The sequence below is a fragment of the Muriicola marianensis genome (genome assembly GCF_014638095.1).
Classification (GTDB): Bacteria; Bacteroidota; Bacteroidia; order Flavobacteriales; family Flavobacteriaceae; genus Muriicola; species Muriicola marianensis.
Genome location: NZ_BMFH01000002.1, coordinates 490,780 through 512,221 on the forward strand (window position 1 = coordinate 490,780; position 21,442 = coordinate 512,221).

Genomic DNA, 21,442 nt, shown 5'->3' on the forward strand with positions numbered 1-21,442 from the left:
ATATAAGTCAGGTCTTTACATTTTTCCCATAAAGTAATGGGAGTACCTTATGACATCCTGGAATGGCCTGTCAAATCCTTTAATCAGCAGGGAGATGTTTTTTGTGAAAACTCAGGAGAGGTCGGTCGAGCTGCATTTTAACTTTTTTAACCGTATCCGTACGCCACAAACGCTGAAACGCATTTGTACTATCGCGTTCGAGCATCACGATGAGGTCTCCGTCCTCTTCCCGGATATAGTCAAGCAGACTACCGGTAATGTCTTCTGAGAACCGGAGATCGAACAGGACCTTTTTGTAGTCCACCTTGCTTCCGAGCATCTCCTTGAACCATTCCATCTGGTCTTCCCCGGCGTATTCTTTATTGTGAGTGATGTGTACGAGTTTGATCTCAGCATCGAAAGGATGAGCCAAAGCTACCAGCTTTCTGACTGCCAGGATATCAGCTTCTTCGAACGCTGTGGCGTATACGATGCTTTTAACAGACCGTACCTCCGCTCCTTCTGGGATGGCCAAAACCGGGACATAGGAGTTGTTGATCAGGGCACTGGCCGTACTACCCATGATGAGGTCCTGAAGCACGCTGCTTCCCTTTGTACCGATGATGATCAGGTCTGCGTTGAGAGATTCTACTTTTTCAAGTATCCCCGCAGATGGAATTCCGTGTTCGTGCACCATCATTTCCATCCCCTCAGGGGATCCATTTTTTAAAGTGTGTTTCTCACAGAATTTCTCCAGTTTTTCTACCTGTTCCTTGAGCATGATCTCTTCTCTTTTGGCATAGGTAAGGCTGACCGTGCTGATGAAGGTGGCCTTCATATCGAAAACGTGAAGTACAAATAGTTTTGCCTTCAGTTGTTTACTCAGCAATTGGGCATAGCGAAATGCCGGAATGGAGTTCTCCGAAAAATCTGTTGCATACAAAAGGGTTCTCATGAGGGCGGACTTAGGAATCTATGTCAAACTATTGAAAAATCCGATCTCATACTATGATGATTGTCATATTCTGCCGGAATGTGAATAAAATTTATCCCGAACTGATTTTTACCGGGAACCGCTTACTGTAACCTAGGTTACGACGCAGGCCATAGGGCCGGTGTAATTTTGGACCTCAAAAGTAACATCTTGGAAATCACATCAATTCTAGGTTTTATCGGTGCCCTTGTCATAGGGATTGTACTCGGCCTGATCGGCGGTGGAGGATCTATCCTTACGGTGCCAATTTTCGTATACCTCCTGGGGATCAATCCTGTAGTGGCCACAGCCTATTCCCTCTTTGTGGTGGGAGTCTCCTCGCTCACAGGAGCTTTGAAGAACATGAAGAAGAAACTGGTCGACTTCAAAACGGCTATCGTTTTTGCGATTCCGGCCTTTATCGCGGTCTACCTGACTAGGCGGTTTTTGGTCCCCTCCATACCGGAGGAACTCTTCGAAGTCAACAACTTCCTTGTAACACGGGATATAGGGATCATGATCTTCTTCGCTTTTATCATGCTGTTGGCATCCTATTCGATGATAAGAGGCAAGTGTGTCAATTGCGACGATGAAGACGCTGAGATCCACTATAACTACCCCATGATACTTCTGGAAGGACTGGTGGTAGGGGTCATCACGGGTATTGTAGGGGCCGGTGGCGGATTCCTGATCATCCCTGCCCTGGTTATGCTGGCCAAGCTTCCGATGAAGAAAGCAGTAGCCACTTCCCTGCTGATCATTGCCATCAAATCCCTGATCGGTTTTATAGGTGATGTGGAGACCATGGAGATCGACTGGTACTTCCTGCTCAGTTTCACCGCATTTTCCCTCATAGGTATCCTGGTGGGGGTATGGCTCAACAAGTTTATAGAAGGGAGCAAACTCAAAAAATCATTTGGCTGGTTTACCCTGCTGATGGGTATTTATATCATTGTTAAGGAGATCTGGTATTAATTTTTTCAGGACCTGATAAATGTCATTGTAAGACTGGTGTCCCGAAAGCACTTTTGTAACATAAGTCACGATGCAGCCCATCCGATCTTTCTAATTTTAAAGAAGTTAATGTAATTACAAGAATTTAATCACAGTAAAACATGAAGATAGAACAGATTTATACCGGTTGCCTCGCTCATGCAGCTTATTACCTGGAAAGCAAGGGTGAGGCTGCTATTTTCGACCCCCTGAGGGAGGTCGGCCCTTATATTGAACGAGCTAATAAAGACAAGGCTGAGATCAAGTATGTCTTTGAGACGCACTTCCATGCCGATTTTGTAAGCGGACATCTCGACCTTAAGAAAAAGACAGGAGCTGAGATCGTTTTCGGTCCCACCGCTAAGCCCGGCTATGAAGCCATCGTTGCTGAAGACGGCCAGATCTTCAAAGTGGGCGATTACCAGGTAAAGGTGATCCACACCCCCGGACATACCATGGAGAGCACTACCTATCTGCTGATAGATGAGAAAGGCAGGGAGCACGGGATCATTACCGGTGATACCCTCTTCATTGGTGATGTGGGTAGACCAGACCTCGCACAGCACGTGATCTCTGAACTTACGGAAGAGAAGCTGGCCGGCTACCTTTTTGATTCCTTGAGGAACAAGATCATGACCCTGCCCGACCACCTGATCGTCTACCCCAACCACGGAGCCGGTTCGGCCTGTGGAAAGATGATGAGCAAAGAGACCACTGATACCCTGGGCCACCAGAAAAAAGTGAATTACGCACTTCGTGCAGACATGACCAAAGAGGAATTCATAGAAGAATTACTGACCGGGCTTACCACGCCTCCCGGATATTTCCCTCAAAACGTGCTTATGAACATCAAAGGGTATGAAAGCCTGGATACTGTCATGAAGCGGGCAGAGACCCCCATGTCTCCCGAAGCCTTTGAGGCAGCGGCTAATGAGACTGATGCCCTGATGCTCGATACTCGTAACGCGACCGATTTTGCCCTGGGACATGTGCCTAACAGTATCAATATCGGACTCGAAGGCAGTTTCGCGCAATGGGTAGGGGAGATGATCCCGGATGTGAAGCAACCCATCCTCCTGATCACCTATCCTGACAAGGAAGAAGAGGCTATCACCCGGCTTTCAAGAGTGGGATATGACAATACCATCGGTTTCCTCAAAGGCGGAATTGATGCATGGAAAAAGAGCGGTAAGGAAATTGAGACACAAGGTCGTGTAACGGCTGCCGAACTTGAAAAGGAGTACAGGAATTCTGAACCTATGTTGTTCGATATCAGGAAGAAGAGTGAATTCGACTCCGAACATGTGATCGGTGCGATCAATATTCCCCTGAATGAGATCAACAGCCATCTGGCACAATTCCCGAAAGATAATCCCTTTGTCCTTCATTGTGGAAGCGGATATCGCAGCATGATCGCAGCGTCTATGCTTCAGCAAAGGGGATGGAGCAACTTCCGCGATGTCTCCGATGGCTTTGACGGAATTAAAGAAACAGGTATCGGGAGATCAGAATATATCTGTCCCACTACCTTATTGTAGAATTAGTTTTTTTGGTTGGATTGTTGAGGGGGGCAGTTCTCGTTATGAGGCTGCCCCCCGATATCCAAAAGAGATAAATGAGATACGATGTCTATTATTAACAAATTACTGGGACCTAAGCCCGAGTACTCTGAAAAGATAGAAATACTGGGGGTGGAAGAGTACAAAAAGGCGGTGAATAACAATGATGTACAACTGGTAGACGTGAGGACCCCCCGGGAATTCAGGGGAGGGCATATCGCCAGAGCTGTCAATATCGATTATTTTAGGGGAGCTGATTTTGAAAAGGCTTTCGAAAAGATGGACAGGAACAAACCGGTTTACCTCTATTGCCGGTCCGGAAACCGAAGCCTGAAAGCCGCCCGGAAGCTTGTCTCTATGGGATTCGAAAAAGTCTACGACCTTCAGGGAGGCATTTTGAAATGGAAATAACGTCTACGGCCTAGGAATTTTACAAAACCGTGCCGGGACTGAAATACTTCTGATATATGAGAATCTGGATCTTATTGCTCTCTGCCGGTATTTTATTCTCCTGCAAGGATGGGAAGAAGAATGAGTTGGTTCCCGTGGAGGAAGCCGCCCGGCTTGAGATGGAACAATCCCGTGCTTACGGAAAACAGATCGTAGAAAGAGAGTGCTACATCTGCCATGATCCATCATCTACCGAAATGTCAATGATCGCTCCTCCCATGGTGGCTGTCAGATCGCATTACATGGATAAGAGAACAAGCCGGGAGGAGTTCACACAGTCTTTAACGAACTGGCTTAATGATCCACAACCGGAAAAGGTGAAGATGAAGGGTGCATTCAAAAGATTTGGGATCATGCCATATCAACCCTATTCCGTAGACGATATTCAAGATATCGCTGCCTATCTCTACGATTCGGAGCTTCCCCAACCCGACTGGTATGAGGAACATCGGCGCAATCGTCATGGAAAGGGGATGGACCAAGCGATGGACCAGGGAGATGAAGAGGAGGATACCCCCTATTTTCCAAATGCCGCCTTTTACCTTGAAAAAGGAAGCGAGATCGCCGGCCTGGCCCAGGGGGTATTGGGTAAGAACCTGGTCGGAGCCATCGATGAAAAAGGAACCTCCGGAGCTATCTCTTTCTGCAAAATCAGGGCAACGGGGCTTACGGATAGTGTGGGGATCATGAACAACGCCATCATCAAACGCGTTTCGGACAAACCCAGAAATCCTCAAAACCGCGCTACAGCCGAGGAAACCGGATATATCATCGCCTTCCGGAAACAACTGGAGAACCAGGCTGAAAACAAAGGTCGGATCATACCTATTGTGAAAGAAACGGGTGAGGACGAAGTGTTATATTATTCACCCATCACGACAAATTCCATGTGCCTGCAATGTCACGGTAAGAGGGAAACGGACATACAGGAACCTGTATTGACCACCCTGAAGGAATTGTATCCGATGGATGAGGCGACAGGTTATGAGGCCGGCCAGATCCGGGGGATGTGGAAGATTCAATTCGTGAAGGAAACCCAGTAATACAGGTTCATAAGGAAAATGAGAAAAATAGGACTTATAGGGGGTACTTCATGGCACTCCACCATAGCCTACTACAGGCTGATCAATGAAATGGTAGGGGAGACCCGGGGCACCTGGGCTAATCCTGAAATGCTGATCTACAGCATTAACATCGAGATCATGAGGGAACAGGATCCGGACAAGATCAATGCCAAATACCTGGAAGTCTCTCAACTCCTCCAGAGATCAGGGGCCGAAGCCCTGGTGATCTGTGCCAATACTCCGCATATGGCGTATGATCACGTACAGCCGAAGATAGATATTCCTATTCTTCACATTGCAGAGGCAACCGGCAGGAAGGCAGCAGATCTCGGTGCCCGAAACCTAGGCTTGCTCGGGAACAAACCCACCATGACCAGGGGGTTTATCCCTGAATATCTCGATCGGGAATTCGGAATAGAAACGATCATCCCCCAGGGTGAAGCCATTGAGAGGTCGCATCATTTTGTATCCAAAGAACTGACCCAGGGGAAATTCACGGAAGAGGCGAGGAAATTCTATCTCGGACAGATCTCAGATCTCAAAACCAGGGGGGCAGATGCCATCGTGCTGGGATGTACGGAATTGCCTTTGCTCATCGAGCAGGACAGCACCGATATTCCATTGCTTCCCACCACACAGTTGCATGCGAGAATGGCCGCAGATTTTATCCTCAGCTGACGGGCATTAAAAATCAATTACTTTTTAGGCTTTCCAAATCCATAGGCATTCTGGTGCAGGAAATCCTTGGGAAAATTCTCATCTCCCTTAAAACCCAGTTCTATGGTGCCGCTGTCCTCCGGGATATAATTGGTCTTGAAAATATAATCCCATAAACTCAGGCTTATCCCAAAGTTCACTCCATAGGACCCCTTGGGCAAGGTGTAGGCGTGATGGTACAGGTGCATCACGGGATTGTTGAACAGATACTTGAACGGTCCCCAGGTGATCTTGATGTTCGAATGGTTGAAATGACCAATGGCGATAGCTGCAAAATGGACGATATAGGCCTGTGAAGGTTCGAATCCCCCCAGGATCATCACACCGAAAACTTTCAGCGGTTTGTACAGGATATTTTCCATCCAGTGATACCTCAGATGTGCCGCAAAGCCCATTTCTTTGACGGAATGATGCACCTTGTGGAAATTCCAAAGGATGGCGTACCTGTGCAGCAGGATGTGCGTAAACCACTGTACAAAATCCAGGACCACAAAAAATATAAGTAGTTGCAGCCACATGGGATAAGCCGAGATATCGATAATTGACAGGCTCTTGGCCGTGATTCCAATATCTTTGAAAAAGACCTCCAGTAATTTATAGAATCCACTGATCGCGATAGAGAACATAAAGAAGTTGAAGAACATATAAAAGGCATCCAGCCAGAAGTCCTTCCGGAAGATCGATTGATCTTTCCGCCAGGGGAACAATATCTCGAGTACCCATACAAAGAGGGAAATGGCGATCAGTCCCCAGAAATAATTAGTATACCATGGCACTTCAAAAATGATAGATTTCCACGTCCACTGAACGCTGCCATTAAAAGCGCTTACAAAAGCATTCCAGTAATTTTCCATAGTCTATTTTTTTAATAATGTGATCGAATCAGTTTCAATCGGCAAAAGGTCGTCATAGCTCCATTCCACCCAGGAACCGTCATAATTCAGGACATGCTTGTATCCCAGCAATTCGGTCAGTACAAAGGTAGTATGTGAAGAACGAACTCCGCTATGACAATACACCACAATGGTGTCCTCTTTACCGGCCCCGAGTTTTGAGTATATCTTTTCCAGTTCTTCCGTGGGCTTGAAGGTGTGTGTTCCCGAATAGTCGATGGATTCTGCCCAGTCTATATGGATGCTTCCCGGGATCCTTCCGGCCCTCAAAGCCCCACTTTTCATTTCTTTTCCGCTGTATTCGTCGGCGCTTCGCGCATCGAGCAGTATGATGCCGGGTACTTCAGAACTGAGGTGTCTGAGCAATTCTTCTTTTTCGATGACCATCGGCTGATCCGGCTTATCCGGAAATAGGAAGACGGTAGGCTTGATTTCCGGTACATCCCGGCTGGTCTTTTTTCCCATCTTTTCCCAAAGGCCGAGTCCGCCATCAAGCAGATATACCTGCTCAAAATTGTATAATTTCAAAAGCCACCAAAAACGGGAAGCATCCGGAGACCCCTTGTCATCATAAACGATGATGGTATGTTGGTTCGAGATCCCTGCCATTCCCAGGCTAGCTGCGGTCTTTTCCCTGTCGAGACGCATCCCTGGATAAGGCATTGATGCATCCTGGAAATGATTCCTGTAAAGCTGAATGGAACCAGGGATGTGGGCTGTTTCGTATTCCTCTGCCTTCCTGAAATCGACGATGACGATCCCGGGGTCTTCTGAAGAGAGCATGGGGTTGTCATAAGTAATCAGGTGCTTGCCTTCAAGGACCGTCTCTTTTTGAACCGCCTCAGGCTTCTCTTTACAGGAAATACCCAAAGCGAGGATTGCAAGGACCAAATGACTAATCTTCCAGCTCATACCATTGAATATCTGTCAGGATCTCCCGTCTCCCTTTCTTTTTAGGAGGATAATTGGTGACCAGATAGTTTACAATAATTTCTTCGTTCTTTCCCAGGTCCCACAGGTTCTGTGTTTCCTGCATCCATCGGATCGTCGCGATCCAGCGTTCCTCATTCATGCGGTTCTGTATGACCAGCTGAGCCGAATGGCAGTTAGTACAGTTGTTCACTACGGTCATCAGACCTTCGGCCTCCTTAAGACCCGTTCGCACGTGGATCCCATTCTCAATTTTGTCAAAATCGTCCTCTGTCGTTACTGCCACATACTCCTGGGGCACTTCATTTCCCCTGAAAAATGAAAGGTCAGGATCGTTCAGCAAATAGACCACTCCGAGAACCGTGATCACAAAAAGTACCAGGAGGGTCGACAGGAGCCGGTAAATGCTCCGTATCTGTTCCCTGAATTTTTCTTTCTCCTCCATGTTTAAGTAACCTTGATGGCAATTCTGTGGCAGGCGTTGTTCAGATACCCTTTAGGGTTCCATCCGGGCAGGAGCATAGGCTGACTCTTCCCCCTGGAGTCGGTCGCGCGGGCCCAGATCTCATAGTAGCCCTTTTTAGGCAAGGAGACCTCCGCACTGAAATGCTGCCATGCCAGTCGGTTCGCAGGTTTTTCCAATTGGCATGTACTCCATGTAGATCCAAAATCGATAGAATACTCCATTTTGCTCACTTCGAGTTCACCGGCCCAGGCATGGCCTCGTATACTCAACTTACGCCCTTCTTTGATCACAGCACCGGATCTGGGGTAGGTGATCAGGGATTTTACAGGCATGGATTCTATGATACACATGTCCTCATCTTTCACTTTTTCTCCAGGAGCAACAGGATTACAGGGCATGCGATAGGCATCGCCTGTCATTTTTGACCCGTCGTGTACGCGGTCCCTTACACTGATCCGCTGTACCCATTTTCCTGAGACCGAGGCGGGCCAGCCACCGGCCACAAGCCTCAGGGGATAACCGTGAGCCAGAGGAATATCCTGCCCATTCATCTTAAAGGCGAGCAGAGTCTCGTCCTGCAGCGCCTTTGCCATAGGCGCGCCCCTAGAGATGGGTTCTTTTCCGGGATCCCGGCTCAAATGGACGTCTGCGGCGTGATAACCTATATACACTGCTTTATCTGTGATCCCCGCATCTTCCAGTACATCCCGAAGCCGAACACCTGTCCAGGTTGCACAGGATACGGCGCCGACGGTCCATTGATTACCCTTGGCGGGCGGGTCGAATTCGCTTCTCCCATTACCCCCGCATTCCAGGGTAAGCTGGTAGGTGTAAGATTTGAACTTCGATCTGAGTTCAGACAGTGTATAGGTTTTCGGTTTTTTAACAGCCTCCCCATCTATGGTCAGGGTCCATGAATTCACATCGATGTCCTCTGGGATCAGTCCGTTGTTACGGATAAACATGTATTTGTTGGGAGTGATCTTATCGTCCAATAAATGAGCCTTGGCCTCGATATTCCAGGGTCGGTCATTGAGGACTACCATTTCCCTGTCTTTGCTGAAAAGGGTAAACGGATCCGGGTCCTGTAGTGCTAATAGGGAATATCCCTCGGGTATCAAACGCCCGAAAACGATATCTGTGCCCACGGCCGCAGTCAGCGTCCCAAGGGCTGTGTTTCTAATAAAATGACGTCTTTTCATAGGATTGATAGCGGATTCAGTAAGAACCTTAAAGTTAGAAATAATCCCCGAGCCAATTTAAGTTTGCGAAACAATTAGACTGATGAATTATCTCTATTTCATGGATTTGACAAGGCTCAATAAGCTTTGTAACTTCCATTTCAACTGCCTAATATTACTCAAGTTCCGGAAGTTGTATTGTTACCTATGTTACATTACTCCTTTGCAGAATGGAGTACCTTTAATAGGTATTTAGAACAACAATCAATCCCATGAAAAAACACTATCAGATACTCGTCATTGGAGGTGGGACTGGGGGCATCATGACCGCCGCCCAACTCATGAAAAAAAATAAAAAACTGGATATCGGCCTGGTAGAACCGGCAGATACGCACTACTATCAACCTGCATGGACACTGGTAGGTGCCGGTACGTACGACTATGAAAAGACAGCCAGGCCTATGGCTTCGCTCATCCCAAAAGGGGTCGATTGGGTGAAGGATTACGCCACAGCCCTCAAGCCTGAAAAAAATGTGGTTTCAACGAAAAGTTCAGGGGATATTTCCTATGACTATCTGGTCTTGTCACCCGGGCTTGTCAATGATACCTCACTTATAGAAGGTCTGACGGAGGCCATCGACAAGGGCGTGGTGTGTAGTAACTACACAGATCCTGAACATACCTGGAAGGTACTTCAGAATTTTAAAGGGGGCAATGCGCTGTTCACTCAACCCTCAACTCCCATCAAATGCGGTGGCGCTCCTCAGAAAATTGCCTACCTGGCCGCCGACTACTTTAGGAAGAAAGGAATCCTGAAAGACAGCAATGTGATCTTTGCTACTCCCGGGACCGTGATCTTTGGCGTACAACAGATCAAGGAGACTTTGCTGAAGGTGATAGACAGGTACGGGATGCATTTCAGACCGTATTACGCTCCTTTTAAGATCGATGCGGAGAACCAGATCGCCTACTTCAAATACACAGCCCCGGCTGATAAGCGTGTACCCATTCAGGAAGGCAATAAGATAGGTGAGACCATTGATGAGAAGGACGTCATCAGCATACCTTTTGATATGCTGCATCTGGCCCCTCCACAAACAGCCCCAAAATTTGTAAAAGACTCGGTGCTGGTCAATGAGGCAGGCTGGGTAGAGGTAGACCACCATTCCCTGCAGCACGTTGCATTTGCCAACGTATTCTCCCTGGGCGATGTAACCGCCCTGCCCACAGCGAAAACCGGCGCGGCTATCAGGAAACAGGTTCCCATCGTAGTGGACAATCTGTTGAGTCTGATAAAACAGGAAGCTGTGAAGAACCATTCCTATAACGGGTATTCTTCCTGTCCGCTGGTAACAGGGTACGGGAAGATGGTCCTGGCAGAATTCGACTACAAAAACAATTTCACACCAGACCCAAAATTAAAACAGATGCTCATCTTTGACAGTTCCAAGGAGCACTGGAGGTTGTGGATATTAAAGAAATACATGCTGCCCTATCTGTACTGGAACAAGATGATGAAAGGCAAAAATGTATAGTATTGGTATGTAAATACTATGTGTGAAGGATGGCAGGTGGCCTTTGGGCCATCTGCTTTCTATTTGTCATTAATTGATAGGCAAACCTTACCTTAGCAGGAAACCCCGATACCTATGATTGTACATCAGCTTGAAAAACAGGATTCTCTTTTAAACCAGTTTATCGCTGAGATCCGGGATAAAAATGTACAAGGTGATTCCATGCGGTTTCGAAGAAATATCGAACGTATAGGGGAGGTGTTGGCCTACGAACTCAGCAAATCCCTGAAATACCGCGACAAGGAACTTCAAACTCCTTTCGGTACTAAATCGGTACGGATCCCTGAGGAAGAACTGGTGCTTTGTTCGGTGCTGAGAGCAGGACTGCCGCTTCACCAGGGATTGCTCAATTACTTCGATCATGCAGAAAATGCCTTTATCTCCGCCTACAGGCACCACCCTGAAGGAGGGGACGCGTTTGAAGTTGTCGTAAAATATTTTGCCGCTCCAGACCTCGAGGGTAAGACCCTGATCCTGACAGATCCTATGCTTGCTACCGGGAAGACTCTTGAAAATGTATATTCAGCCCTGTTGGGGCACGGCACCCCTGCTCAGCTGCACATCGTATCCGTGATAGGATCGGCCCCGGGCGTTTCTCATGTAAAAGAGGTTTTCCCCGAAGACACCCATCTGTGGATTGCGGCTATCGATGAGGAGTTGACGGGCAAGGGATATATCATCCCCGGTTTGGGGGATGCCGGTGACCTTGCCTTCGGAACGAAACTCTGATTCAGGACCTGACTACAGAATCCCGGTTGCCCTTCTCCGCTATGAGACTATAATAACTTTTGATAACTTTGTGAATTCCTTTTTTAGGGAATAGGGTAATTTTATCCGTTTAAATTTTGTAATACAATGGCAGATTCTATAGAGCGAATTAAAACCCTGATTTTGGGTTCAGGACCGGCAGGCTACACGGCTGCGATCTATGCGGCAAGGGCCGACCTCAAACCGGTCATCTATACTGGGATGGAACCTGGAGGGCAACTCACAACAACCACGGAAGTCGATAACTTTCCGGGCTATCCGGAAGGGATAGATGGCCCGACCATGATGGTGCAACTGCAACAACAAGCGGAGCGCTTCGGAACTGAGGTCAGGATCGGGATGGCTACCGCGGTCGAATTCAGTGACCAGGTAGGAGGAATACACAAGGTCACTGTCGACGATTCAAAAGTAGTTGAGGCCGAGACGGTGATCATAGCCACAGGAGCTTCGGCAAAATATCTGAATATTCCCAGTGAGCAACGCCTCAGGGGAGGTGGCGTTTCTGCCTGTGCAGTATGCGACGGCTTTTTCTACAAAGGGCAGGAAGTGGCCATCGTAGGGGGAGGCGATACAGCAGCCGAGGAAGCGTCATACCTCGCGAATATCTGTAAAAAGGTGACCATGCTGGTCCGAAAGGGTGAGATGAGGGCTTCCAAAGCCATGCAGCACCGCGTGAACAGCCTTCCCAATATCGATATCCGATACTTTACCGAGGTAGATGAGATCCTGGGCGATCAGGTGGTTGAAGGCCTTAGGATGGTGAACAATCAGACAGGCGAAAAGGAGGAGATTCCGATTACAGGGTTCTTTGTCGCCATTGGCCACAAGCCCAATACAGATATTTTCAAGGGACAGTTGGAAATGGATAATACGGGATACCTGATCACCAAAGGAAAATCAACCAAGACCTCAAAACCCGGTGTATTTGCAAGTGGGGATGTACAGGACAAGGAATACAGGCAGGCAGTCACTGCAGCCGGGACCGGTTGTATGGCGGCACTGGATGCCGAAAGATACCTGGCCAGTGTGGAAACTCCGGCCGAGATCAATTCGTAACAAGGATAAATTTCAAAGAAAAACCCCGGATTTCCGGGGTTTTTTATTTTGTCTGCTAATTCTGTAGAAACTAGTCTATTCGGATATAGTTTTCCGAGAACGTCGGATTTCCTTCCAGGTCGAGGGAGATCTGGCTGTAGGTTGCATCCTTCAGGTCGAGCTGGAAATTAAAGACCCTCATCGTATCCAGGGCCTGCATCATCTCATAATCCCCGTACTCTATAGTCTCCATCAGTTGATCCTCGGTAATGTTATAGGAGCCGTATCCGAAACGTCCCTTTTTGTCTCCGGGTACCCAGCGAGACCACATGATCTTTCCGTTGTAATAGATCTTTACCTGGCGGTACCCTTCATCCTTGGCTACGGTATCTATCTTATCACCATCCCAGTAAGAAAAACTCTGAAGTTCCCAAACACCCTGCATGGAATGCATAGGATTTGGTTTGGAAGAGAGGATGGTTGCCGCAATGACAAAAACAAAGATGAGGCCGGCGATCTTAATAGAATTCTTCATAGGTAAATATTTTATGCTTCCAAAACTTCAATTAAGATACAATTTTTTTAATAAAAATTTAACGTTACCCCAATTATTTGGTTCTCAGCATTTATCTCCTGCGATTGAGCATTAGCTCAAAAGGAATTGAGAGCGTCGGCAAGGGTTTTCAGGTCATCTTTTAGATGCGCTGAAGTCAGAACGATCCTGCTGGTAGCATAGGTGTCTTCGGTGGGGTACCTGAAATCTGTAACCAGGATGAACCTCTGCCGGAGGTACTCCGTCAATTCAGGGTTAGAATATCCAAAAACGGGGTACTGGGGCATGGAGTTCAGGAGTTCCTGATTATTAACTACGGATTGGAAATAGGTGATATTCCGGTCCAACACCTTTCTCTTTCTTTCATAAAAGGGCCCGGCCTTAAGGAATTGGGCTATGTAGAAAGGAGCAGGAGGACTGGCTCCCCCGAAAAAATCGGATGCCTTCATCTTCTCTATTCGCGCAGTTTTACCGGCGACCATACCTGCCTGTAAGGACAGGGCTTTGCCCATTGAAGCACATAGCACGACCTCTTTGCAGGGTAAGGAAGTAAGAGTTCGGTACACCCCGGAACCGCTTTCTCCCACCACGCCTATGCCGTGCGAATCGTCAACTACCAGGATACAGGATTCTAAGGGGAGGGTTTTCAGGATCTCGAAGTTCGGGTAGTTGCAGCCCGAAAAATCGATGGAATCCAGAAATATGACCGGGGTTTCCGCCTGTTTATTTTCGAGGTGTTGCCTCAGGGAAATCCCTAAGGTGGTGTAGGTGGTATAAGGCTTCGCCCCGCTGGTGTACAAAGCGGAATGACTGTTAGGAGCGTAGAACAATTTGTGTTCTTTATTCTTAAAGTGATTGGCAACCATTTGTCCGGCGAGATACCCGGAAGAAAGGGTCAGGGCTGCTTCACTCCCTACCCACTGCGCTATTTTTTCTTCAGCCTCTTCATAGATCACAAAGCGGACATTGGCACGGCGGGAAGCCCCATAGCTCGACCCGTACTGACGGATGGCTTCAATGGCCAGTTCCCTGAATTCAGGATCCTGTTGCAGCCCCAGATAAGAGGTGCCTCCGAAATAGTAATAGGTCTTTCCCTGGTGTTCCAGGGTCCGGCCCGGATAAGTAGAAACTGGCACCTTCATGACAATAATTCTATTCCGCTTCCGCCGAGTTGCGGAAAAACGATGCTCGCATCATCACAGATCCGTATACCTCTCGCTATGTCATTGGTGATCAGCAGGGGACCATCCATGTCTACGTAATCCAACTGAGGCAGGAGTTGCCCGATCGCGGATATTCCCACCGTAGATTCTGTCATGCAACCGACCATGATCTTCATCCCCAATTCTCTTCCGGCCCTGATCATGCGAAGGGCCGGAGTAAGGCCACCGCATTTGGTCAATTTAATGTTGATACCATTAAAGTGGAGGGCACAGCGCTTTACGTCCTCCTCCACCAAACAACTCTCGTCGGCTATAACCGGGAGTACAGAGTGGTGGGCTATCCTCTCCATCCCTTCCCAGTCATCTGCCTTCAGCGGCTGTTCGATAAATTCAACCCCCAGCTCTTTCAGGGCAGGGGCGAGGGCGATGGTCTGTGAAGCTGTCCAGGCACAGTTAGCATCGATCCTGAACACCGCATCAGAGTGTTTTCTCAATTCCCTGACAATATCCAGGTCTTCCTTTGTACCCAGTTTGATCTTATAGATAGGCCAGGGTTTCTCCTTCATCTTGGCGACCATATTTTCAATGGTATCGATCCCTATGGTATAATTGGTGCGGGGATACGACTTCACGGAGGTTCCCCAAAGCTCATAGAGGGGTTTGTTCTGCAACTTCCCGTACAGGTCATGGGCTGCGAGGTCCAGGGCACAGAGCGCAAAGGAAGAAAGGTTCTTCCCTCTGAGCCATTGATGAAAATCCTCCGGTTTGCTGAAAGGGTAGTTCTCGATCTCGTCCTTGATCCCCTTGATCTCGGATAGAAGGCTTTGCAGGGTATGGCCGTAATACGGGTTGGAGGTGGTTTCTCCATACCCGGTTTTGCCTGCCATACTCAGGTGAACGATGAGCGTATCCTGGGTACTGTGTGATTCCCTGGAGATCGTAAAGGGATGTTTCAGGACAAGAGTATGGGTGCTGAGTTCGAGTACCATATAAATTTTATATCTAAGATACACAAAGAGGAGAAAGGCCCGCAAAAAAACCCCGGATGAAAATCCGGGGTTTCTCGCCTTCTATGGATAGGGGCTCAGTCCTTATGGACCCTGCCCGAATATGATTTGTTCTTCTCCACGGTGGGATTTCCCGTATAGGAGATATCTGCGCCGCTTGTGGCCTCGGCGATGAGAGATTCTGAGACGTTGACATCGATGTCTGCCCCGCTGCTCGCATCGGCGTAACATACCCTTACAGAAAGTTCTCTCGCCCGGATCCCGGAACCGCTGCTCGCATCGGCTCTGAGCATCTCGGCTTCACCTTCGAGCCTCACATCGGCTCCGCTGCTGACATCCACTTCCACTTCATCAGCAACAAGGGAGGCCTTGATATCAGCCCCGCTGCTGGCGTCCAGGTAAATCTTGTTTGAGCGTATGGCATTCCTCGTTATGAGGTCGGCTCCGCTGGAAGCGGATAGTCCGGTCACCTCGGGAAGTGTCACGTGTATCCTCTTGGTCGCCCTGCCGATATTCTCATAAGCGTGTACCTTGAGTTTTCCGTTCCTGATATCGGTACCGATCAGGTCTGCGATATTCTCATCCGCTTCCACTTCGATAGAATAAGTATCTCCCTGGGTCACAAAGACGTCGAGACCTTCAGAGGCCGATACCTCACTAAAGTCTTCGGAAACAGTTCTGGTTTCAGTGGTTACCACACCATTTCCCATCTTTCCCCTGCCGAAATTCATGTCAAAAGCACAGGAGGAGAAGAAGAGGGCCATCAGTATGGCAATTGCGATTCTGGCTAGTGTTGTCATGATCTTGTTTTTTGATCCGGAATAAAACTCCGGGAGTTAATTTTAAAGGTTAGGTCAAATCTATTTTTGAATATTGATTTCTAATATTTTCTCTGACTCAGTTGTCGATAATTGAGGACGAAATGTCGCTCCTTAATTATCGTCATCTGCTTTGATCTCGACCCCGTTCTCGTCTATCTTCAGTTTAAAGGATTCCCTCCCGTCACTCATGTTGATATCCAAACCGTTCTCATCAATGATGATCTGGCTGTCCTCATTGTCGATCCTCCAGGAGGAATTCATATTTTCAGGACAGTCGAGGCATTGTAATTCCCCATTTGTGCCCATCACCCAGTAGTATTCTACCAGGTCACCCCTGTAGATGTCTTTGTCATAACGCGTCAGCCGGCCGATATGCCTGCGCATTCCTCTCTCAAAACCTATCACGGTTCCTTCAGGAACAGAAAGAGTTAAATGAACTTCCTGGTCCCTTACCTTATTCTCAATCCCCGTGGTGAGAAAATTGTCGAGAGAAAGTGTGCTGCCTTCCAGGGCATAGGAATACCGGATGTTGGAGGCCCTTTCCCTTGCATCTGCCATGGAGCGCCCATCGGCGTGTCTTCTCACCTTTAAGTAGGACAATGAGTCCGAGGACCGGGTGACATCGAACCTGATATCGTCCGAGAAAAGGAGTTGTTCCCCATTCTCATCATAGGTCAGGGTCATGTGATTGAAACCGATGTTCTCCTGGTTATCAAAAAGCTCGCTGCTTCTGGGCCGGATCATAAGCGTGTCCGGTTCCGCAGGCAGATACAGGACCTCACTTTCTGTGGTGCTACCAGAATAGGCATGGGCCGAAGCCTCCTGAACACCGAGGACCACCAGGCCGATGATGGAGATCAGCCAGAGTCCGAGGAGGGAAAACTTCACGATATTCCCGATGGATTTCAGGTTGTTGATGAGGATCTTCAACCCCAGGTAGAGCAGGAAGAAGAAGGGGATACCCACCACAAAGAAGGTAAGCAGGGACACTACCCAAACAGGAGTTTCTGTAGCCCCGAATATACTGTAGAGGTCCATGCCCGGGATGTGTATGATATCCAGGGTCCCCACCGTGAAAAGTCCGACAAACAGACCGATCAGCGTGGCAGCCCCGATAATGATAAGCAGGATCCCTATGAACTTGCCGATGACCTTAAAAAAGAACATGATCACATTCCCCAGGGCATCGAAAAAGGTTCGCCCGCTACTCTTTACCTTATCGCCTACCTTTTCATAATCTACGCCCCTGACGCGTTCAGCGACCTCATCATATCCTTCTTTAATTTTTTTTTCGATGTTGCTGATGTTGACGGGTTCGCCCCTCATGTCCAGCTTCTGGGAGGTCGTAACCGCCTCCGGAACCAGGATCCAGAGCAAAATATAGGCAATAAAGCCAAATCCAGTGGCCAGGGCGAAAAAGATGAAGATCAACCGTATCCACAGGCTGTCGATGCCGAGGTAGTGTTCCAGACCGGCACATACCCCGCCTATGTATTTGTTATCCACATCCCGGTATAATTTTTTCGGACGGGATCCCTGACGGGCTTCAGAACGGGGAGCATCTTCAAAGATGTCCTCATCTACCCTGTAGTCTTCTGGCTGACCCATGACCTGAATGACGGCATCTACTTCCTTCATAGTGATCACCTGTCTTTCGTTCTCCAGCCTCTCCTGGAAGAGTTCGGCGATACGGGCCTCTATGTCGGCGATGATCTCATCGCTGCCTGCAGTACCCGAAAAGGAGCGTTTGATGGCCTCCAGGTAGCGTTTCAGCTTGTTGAAAGCCTCCTCATCGATATGAAAAAGGACGTTAGCTAGGTTTATATTGACTGTCTTGTTCATTTTTTTACTTTTTTAGCGTTGGTTACCAAATTCACGGCATTTCTGAGTTCATCCCAGGTGGAATCCAGTTCTTTCAGGAACATTTTGCCGGTCTCCGTGAGGCCGTAATATTTTCTGGGTGGCCCGGAAGTGGATTCCTCCCACCGGTAATTCAGTAGTCCGGCATTCTTGAGCCTGGTGAGCAGAGGGTAAATGGTACCTTCGACCACCAGCATTTTTGCGTCTTTAAGGGTATCCAGGATCTCGGAAGTATACTTGTCTTCCTCCTGGAGGATTGACAGGATACAGTATTCCAGGACCCCTTTCCGCATTTGCGCTTTTGTGTTTTCTATGTTCATAATCTGTTTCTTCTGTTACATGCTGACCGGTGATGAGTCGGTTTTCATCCAGCACAGGGTTAACTGTTCGTTTTTAAGGATTCATGGTAATTTGATTGATGAATAAACTCTGCTCAGTGTTTTAAGGTTGATTAATGGTATATGTCTCTGCGGGCTGGTGATCATAGCTCAATTCTCTTTTGATCTTCCATTGCCCGTTCTCAAGCACCCAAAGGTGGATGAAGCGTGCGATATCTCCTTGCTGGTACTCCCGGTTTTCATTCAGGAATTCGAATCGGTGTTGCCCCTGCTGTATGGCTCCGTAGAGGTCTCCATTGTTCCGCAAAGGAAAAACTGCTAGGGAACCCTCGATAAGGATCCTTTTTGAGGGTTGCACCCAACTTTCACCTTTCTCCTGGCACCTGGTGTACATGGGTGACAGAAATACCTGCTTTCCCTCTGTCAGACCTGCCTTATCGTGGTAGAATTCGAAGTCTTCCGAAAAAAGGGAGGCCATAGTTGCAGGATCGCATGTATCAAAAGCGGCCCTGAACAACAGGCTGTCCTTCTGTTTCAGGGTCTCAAAGAGATCTGAATCAGTTGGTTCCTGCGCCTGGGAGATATAGCTCCAGGCGGTAAGGAATATCAGTATGGTGTACCTGAACACTTTCATTATTTGATAAAGTTGATGGTAATGGGGTATTTAAAAACCTGACCTTCATGTGTCCTGAGCGTAGCCAGGATGGTATAGACCACGTTGATCGCGAAAAGGGCAACGGGTATCAGTCCAGCCAGTCCGATCGGCCACAGCCTATGAAAGGGAAAATCGTCCCAGTCGATAAAAAAGTTGACCCCTTCAAAAGGTTCCCTGTATCCCCATTCAAAGATTCCGTGATGAAAAATGTCAGGGATCAGGCCAAAGAAAAAGGGGATGGAGATCGCTCCGAAGATGATTGAATACAGAAAAAGGCTGATCTGAAAATTCAGGGCCTGTTTCCCGTTGTAATCCACAAAGGCGTAATCCTTCCGGTTGGCCAGCCAGAGCACCAGGGGCAGGATGATGTTCCCAAGGGGAATAAAAAACCTGCTAAAGGTGGACGCATGGATGACCGCGGACAGGGTTCTCTCGTGTTTGGTCAATGTTTCTGTCATCGCATATTAGTTTCTAATGCAAATATATATCTAAAAAAAGGTATTATGCAATACATAGTACTATCAATTAACATTTATTTAACAATTTTTGTTTCACGTATTTTGGGTATTTTAGCCCTAAATGTCAAGGATATGGCTAGCCCGGGAAAATTCAATTCCTTTCTTTTTTTTAAGCTTCCCTCCGCCTGGTGGACAGGAGTCAGGCTACGTGAGATCAGCGAAGAAAAGGCTGTGGTAACGGTAACCCACCGATGGATCAATCAGAACCCCTTCAAGTCTATGTTCTGGGCCGTACAGGGGATGGCTGCCGAACTGAGTACAGGGGCCCTTGTAATGAATGCGATCCGGAAAAGTGGTAAGAAGGTATCTATGCTCGTGGCAAACAACAAGGCCACCTTTACTAAAAAAGCGACAGGGAAGATCACCTTTACCTGCAGGGATGGCTTTCGCCTGGCCCAAACCCTCGATAAAGCGATACAAACAGGGGAAGGGCAGACCTGCTGGATGTCTGCCACCGGGGTTAATGAAGATGGAGTCGTAGTCTCAACCTTCGACTTCGAATGGACACTTAAGCTAAAATCTTAGGAAGTCTCATGCCACGGCACTCGGCACACATAGGTAAGGACAATATCCTGTTTCGGGAAGAACAGGGCTTCACACAGTGGTTTATCTGGGCTTTGCTATTGGGTTTGGTAGGTATACCCCTGTACGGGATCATACTGCAAATTTTCCTCGATGAACCATTCGGGGATCATCCCATGTCTGATTGGGGTCTCATCCTTTTTCTGACAGGGACCTTGCTATTCTGCTATTTCTTCTGGTCTGTGAGACTGCGAACCGCAATTGCCAGGGATCATATCCATATTCAATACCGACCCCTGGCCAATAAAAAGGTTTACTGGCGCGATGTTTCCAAAGCGGAGATCGTTCAATACAGTCCGTGGATTGGCTACGGGCTTCGGTTCTCAACAACCTATGGCACGGTCTATAATGCCAAGGGCAATAAAGGCCTGCTGCTGACTCTAAAGGAGGGAAAGAAAATCATGATAGGCACCCAAAGACCCCGAGAAATGGAAGAAGCTGCCCAAAGAGCCATGAAAGCGACAAAAGCCTTGTAACATAAATCGGCAGGTGAACACTAACAAAGTGAATCAAAAATAGTAGCACCATGAACGCACATGAAATAGACTACCATATCTATGGAGAAGAAATGCAATACGTAGAGATCGAACTCGATCCCCAGGAGGCTGTAGTGGCCGAAGCCGGCAGTTTTATGATGATGGACACGGACCTGCAGATGGATACCATCTTCGGGGATGGCTCCAACCAGAACAAAGGCGTACTCGGCAGCCTTCTTTCTGCGGGAAAAAGGATCCTCACAGGAGAAGGCCTCTTTATGACCTCTTTCCTCAATGTCGCATCAACCAAGAGAAGGCTGAGTTTTGCCTCCCCCTATCCCGGTAAGATCGTACCGATCGACCTCTCTGAGAAACAGGGGAAATTCGTCTGCCAGAAAGATGCCTTCCTCTGCGCAGCCAAAGGTGTATCCGTAGGTATTGAGTTTTCTAAACGACTCGGAAGGGGGCTCTTTGGAGGAGAGGGGTTTATCATGCAAAAGCTGGAAGGCGACGGCATGGCCTTCGTTCATGCCGGCGGTACCCTGGCTAAAAGAGTGCTGGGTCCCGGAGAGGTCATCAAAGTAGATACGGGTTGCATTGTGGGCTTCACCAAGGACGTGGACTATGACGTTGAGTTTGTCGGGGGAATCAAGAATACCCTTTTCGGGGGAGAGGGTCTGTTTTTTGCCACCCTCAGAGGCCCGGGTACGGTTTATATACAGTCGCTTCCCTTTAGTCGTCTCGCCAAAAGAGTCTGGGCTGCTGCTCCCAAGGGAGGAGGGAAAGACAGGGGCGAGGGTAGTATCCTTGGCGGACTCGGAGATATTCTCGACGGGGACAACAGATTCTGATCTTGCTTTCCTTTACCTCAATCGTTATTTTGCCAC

General features: G+C 48.1%; 24 protein-coding genes. 11 read left to right on the forward strand and 13 right to left on the reverse strand.

Annotated features, from left to right (window positions below; genetic code table 11):
* Positions 1 to 79: 79 nt before the first annotated feature.
* The gene (locus IEV19_RS13135) at positions 80 to 934 is read right to left on the reverse strand and encodes a universal stress protein (RefSeq protein ID WP_188371187.1); all 855 of its coding nucleotides are present in this window, start codon (positions 932 to 934) and stop codon (positions 80 to 82) included.
* 189 nt (positions 935 to 1,123) lie between these two features.
* Here IEV19_RS13135 and IEV19_RS13140 point away from each other — a divergent pair, with 189 nt between their 5' ends.
* The 5 genes from IEV19_RS13140 (at position 1,124) to IEV19_RS13160 (ending at position 5,696) form a co-directional block, all read left to right on the forward strand.
* On the forward strand, positions 1,124 to 1,927 hold the full coding sequence (locus IEV19_RS13140; protein ID WP_188371188.1) for a sulfite exporter TauE/SafE family protein: 804 nt from the start codon (positions 1,124 to 1,126) through the stop codon (positions 1,925 to 1,927).
* A gap of 140 nt (positions 1,928 to 2,067) precedes the next feature.
* Positions 2,068 to 3,483 (forward strand): MBL fold metallo-hydrolase, encoded by a 1,416-nt coding sequence (locus IEV19_RS13145; protein ID WP_188371189.1) that lies wholly within the window; start codon positions 2,068 to 2,070, stop codon positions 3,481 to 3,483.
* A gap of 87 nt (positions 3,484 to 3,570) precedes the next feature.
* Positions 3,571 to 3,915 (forward strand): rhodanese-like domain-containing protein, encoded by a 345-nt coding sequence (locus IEV19_RS13150; RefSeq protein WP_188371190.1) that lies wholly within the window; start codon positions 3,571 to 3,573, stop codon positions 3,913 to 3,915.
* 56 nt (positions 3,916 to 3,971) lie between these two features.
* Positions 3,972 to 4,997 carry a c-type heme family protein gene (locus IEV19_RS13155; protein ID WP_188371191.1) on the forward strand — a complete coding sequence of 342 codons (1,026 nt, stop codon included), beginning with the start codon at positions 3,972 to 3,974 and terminating at the stop codon, positions 4,995 to 4,997.
* Positions 4,998 to 5,015: 18 nt separating this feature from the next.
* Positions 5,016 to 5,696 carry an aspartate/glutamate racemase family protein gene (locus tag IEV19_RS13160; protein ID WP_188371192.1) on the forward strand — a complete coding sequence of 227 codons (681 nt, stop codon included), beginning with the start codon at positions 5,016 to 5,018 and terminating at the stop codon, positions 5,694 to 5,696.
* Between the two features lie 17 nt (positions 5,697 to 5,713).
* Here the strand turns inward: IEV19_RS13160 and IEV19_RS13165 are convergent, their stop codons facing one another.
* The 4 genes from IEV19_RS13165 to IEV19_RS13180 are packed head-to-tail and all read right to left on the reverse strand — an operon-like array spanning position 5,714 to position 9,226.
* The gene (locus IEV19_RS13165) at positions 5,714 to 6,589 is read right to left on the reverse strand and encodes a sterol desaturase family protein (protein WP_188371193.1); all 876 of its coding nucleotides are present in this window, start codon (positions 6,587 to 6,589) and stop codon (positions 5,714 to 5,716) included.
* A 3-nt stretch (positions 6,590 to 6,592) separates the two neighbouring features.
* Positions 6,593 to 7,540, reverse strand: a complete 948-nt coding sequence (locus tag IEV19_RS13170) for a sulfurtransferase (protein WP_188371194.1) — start codon at positions 7,538 to 7,540, stop codon at positions 6,593 to 6,595.
* Positions 7,524 to 8,003: a monoheme cytochrome C gene (locus tag IEV19_RS13175; RefSeq protein WP_188371195.1), complete on the reverse strand. Its 480-nt coding sequence runs from the start codon at positions 8,001 to 8,003 to the stop codon at positions 7,524 to 7,526. Before IEV19_RS13175 ends, IEV19_RS13170 begins: the two co-directional genes overlap by 17 nt.
* A 2-nt stretch (positions 8,004 to 8,005) precedes the next feature.
* Complete coding sequence (locus tag IEV19_RS13180; protein ID WP_188371196.1) at positions 8,006 to 9,226, reverse strand: sulfite oxidase; 1,221 nt, start codon at positions 9,224 to 9,226, stop codon at positions 8,006 to 8,008.
* Positions 9,227 to 9,477: 251 nt separating this feature from the next.
* Between IEV19_RS13180 and IEV19_RS13185 the strand changes: the two genes are divergently transcribed.
* The 3 genes from IEV19_RS13185 (at position 9,478) to trxB (ending at position 12,603) form a co-directional block, all read left to right on the forward strand.
* Positions 9,478 to 10,740 carry an NAD(P)/FAD-dependent oxidoreductase gene (locus tag IEV19_RS13185; RefSeq protein ID WP_188371197.1) on the forward strand — a complete coding sequence of 421 codons (1,263 nt, stop codon included), beginning with the start codon at positions 9,478 to 9,480 and terminating at the stop codon, positions 10,738 to 10,740.
* Positions 10,741 to 10,854: 114 nt separating this feature from the next.
* On the forward strand, positions 10,855 to 11,508 hold the full coding sequence (gene upp / locus IEV19_RS13190; protein WP_188371198.1) for a uracil phosphoribosyltransferase: 654 nt from the start codon (positions 10,855 to 10,857) through the stop codon (positions 11,506 to 11,508).
* 126 nt (positions 11,509 to 11,634) lie between these two features.
* Positions 11,635 to 12,603: a thioredoxin-disulfide reductase gene (gene trxB, locus IEV19_RS13195; RefSeq protein ID WP_188371199.1), complete on the forward strand. Its 969-nt coding sequence runs from the start codon at positions 11,635 to 11,637 to the stop codon at positions 12,601 to 12,603.
* Between the two features lie 70 nt (positions 12,604 to 12,673).
* Here trxB and IEV19_RS13200 read toward each other — a convergent pair whose 3' ends face one another.
* From IEV19_RS13200 to IEV19_RS13235, 8 genes are all read right to left on the reverse strand, one after another.
* On the reverse strand, positions 12,674 to 13,117 hold the full coding sequence (locus tag IEV19_RS13200; RefSeq protein WP_188371200.1) for a hypothetical protein: 444 nt from the start codon (positions 13,115 to 13,117) through the stop codon (positions 12,674 to 12,676).
* Between the two features lie 116 nt (positions 13,118 to 13,233).
* On the reverse strand, positions 13,234 to 14,277 hold the full coding sequence (locus tag IEV19_RS13205) for an aminotransferase class I/II-fold pyridoxal phosphate-dependent enzyme (RefSeq protein ID WP_188371201.1): 1,044 nt from the start codon (positions 14,275 to 14,277) through the stop codon (positions 13,234 to 13,236).
* Positions 14,274 to 15,287: a dipeptide epimerase gene (locus IEV19_RS13210; RefSeq protein ID WP_188371202.1), complete on the reverse strand. Its 1,014-nt coding sequence runs from the start codon at positions 15,285 to 15,287 to the stop codon at positions 14,274 to 14,276. Before IEV19_RS13210 ends, IEV19_RS13205 begins: the two co-directional genes overlap by 4 nt.
* Before the next feature lie 95 nt (positions 15,288 to 15,382).
* Positions 15,383 to 16,105: a head GIN domain-containing protein gene (locus tag IEV19_RS13215; RefSeq protein ID WP_188371203.1), complete on the reverse strand. Its 723-nt coding sequence runs from the start codon at positions 16,103 to 16,105 to the stop codon at positions 15,383 to 15,385.
* A 132-nt stretch (positions 16,106 to 16,237) separates the two neighbouring features.
* Complete coding sequence (locus IEV19_RS13220; protein ID WP_188371204.1) at positions 16,238 to 17,968, reverse strand: PspC domain-containing protein; 1,731 nt, start codon at positions 17,966 to 17,968, stop codon at positions 16,238 to 16,240.
* Positions 17,965 to 18,306 carry a PadR family transcriptional regulator gene (locus IEV19_RS13225; RefSeq protein ID WP_163693302.1) on the reverse strand — a complete coding sequence of 114 codons (342 nt, stop codon included), beginning with the start codon at positions 18,304 to 18,306 and terminating at the stop codon, positions 17,965 to 17,967. Before IEV19_RS13225 ends, IEV19_RS13220 begins: the two co-directional genes overlap by 4 nt.
* Positions 18,307 to 18,427: 121 nt before the next feature.
* Positions 18,428 to 18,958 carry a nuclear transport factor 2 family protein gene (locus IEV19_RS13230; protein ID WP_188371205.1) on the reverse strand — a complete coding sequence of 177 codons (531 nt, stop codon included), beginning with the start codon at positions 18,956 to 18,958 and terminating at the stop codon, positions 18,428 to 18,430.
* A complete protein-coding gene (locus IEV19_RS13235) occupies positions 18,958 to 19,437 on the reverse strand; it encodes a DUF4870 domain-containing protein (protein ID WP_188371206.1) in 480 nt (159 codons plus the stop codon). Before IEV19_RS13235 ends, IEV19_RS13230 begins: the two co-directional genes overlap by 1 nt.
* 132 nt (positions 19,438 to 19,569) lie before the next feature.
* On the opposite strand from IEV19_RS13235, the gene IEV19_RS13240 reads away from it, so the two are divergent.
* Genes IEV19_RS13240 through IEV19_RS13250 form a run of 3 tightly spaced genes read left to right on the forward strand, consistent with a single transcriptional unit; the run spans position 19,570 to position 21,406 of the window.
* Positions 19,570 to 20,022, forward strand: coding sequence for a DUF4442 domain-containing protein (locus IEV19_RS13240; protein ID WP_188371207.1), 453 nt, complete (start codon positions 19,570 to 19,572; stop codon positions 20,020 to 20,022).
* Between the two features lie 8 nt (positions 20,023 to 20,030).
* Positions 20,031 to 20,555, forward strand: coding sequence for a hypothetical protein (locus IEV19_RS13245; RefSeq protein ID WP_188371208.1), 525 nt, complete (start codon positions 20,031 to 20,033; stop codon positions 20,553 to 20,555).
* Between the two features lie 50 nt (positions 20,556 to 20,605).
* On the forward strand, positions 20,606 to 21,406 hold the full coding sequence (locus tag IEV19_RS13250) for a TIGR00266 family protein (protein ID WP_188371209.1): 801 nt from the start codon (positions 20,606 to 20,608) through the stop codon (positions 21,404 to 21,406).
* Positions 21,407 to 21,442 lie beyond the last annotated feature (36 nt).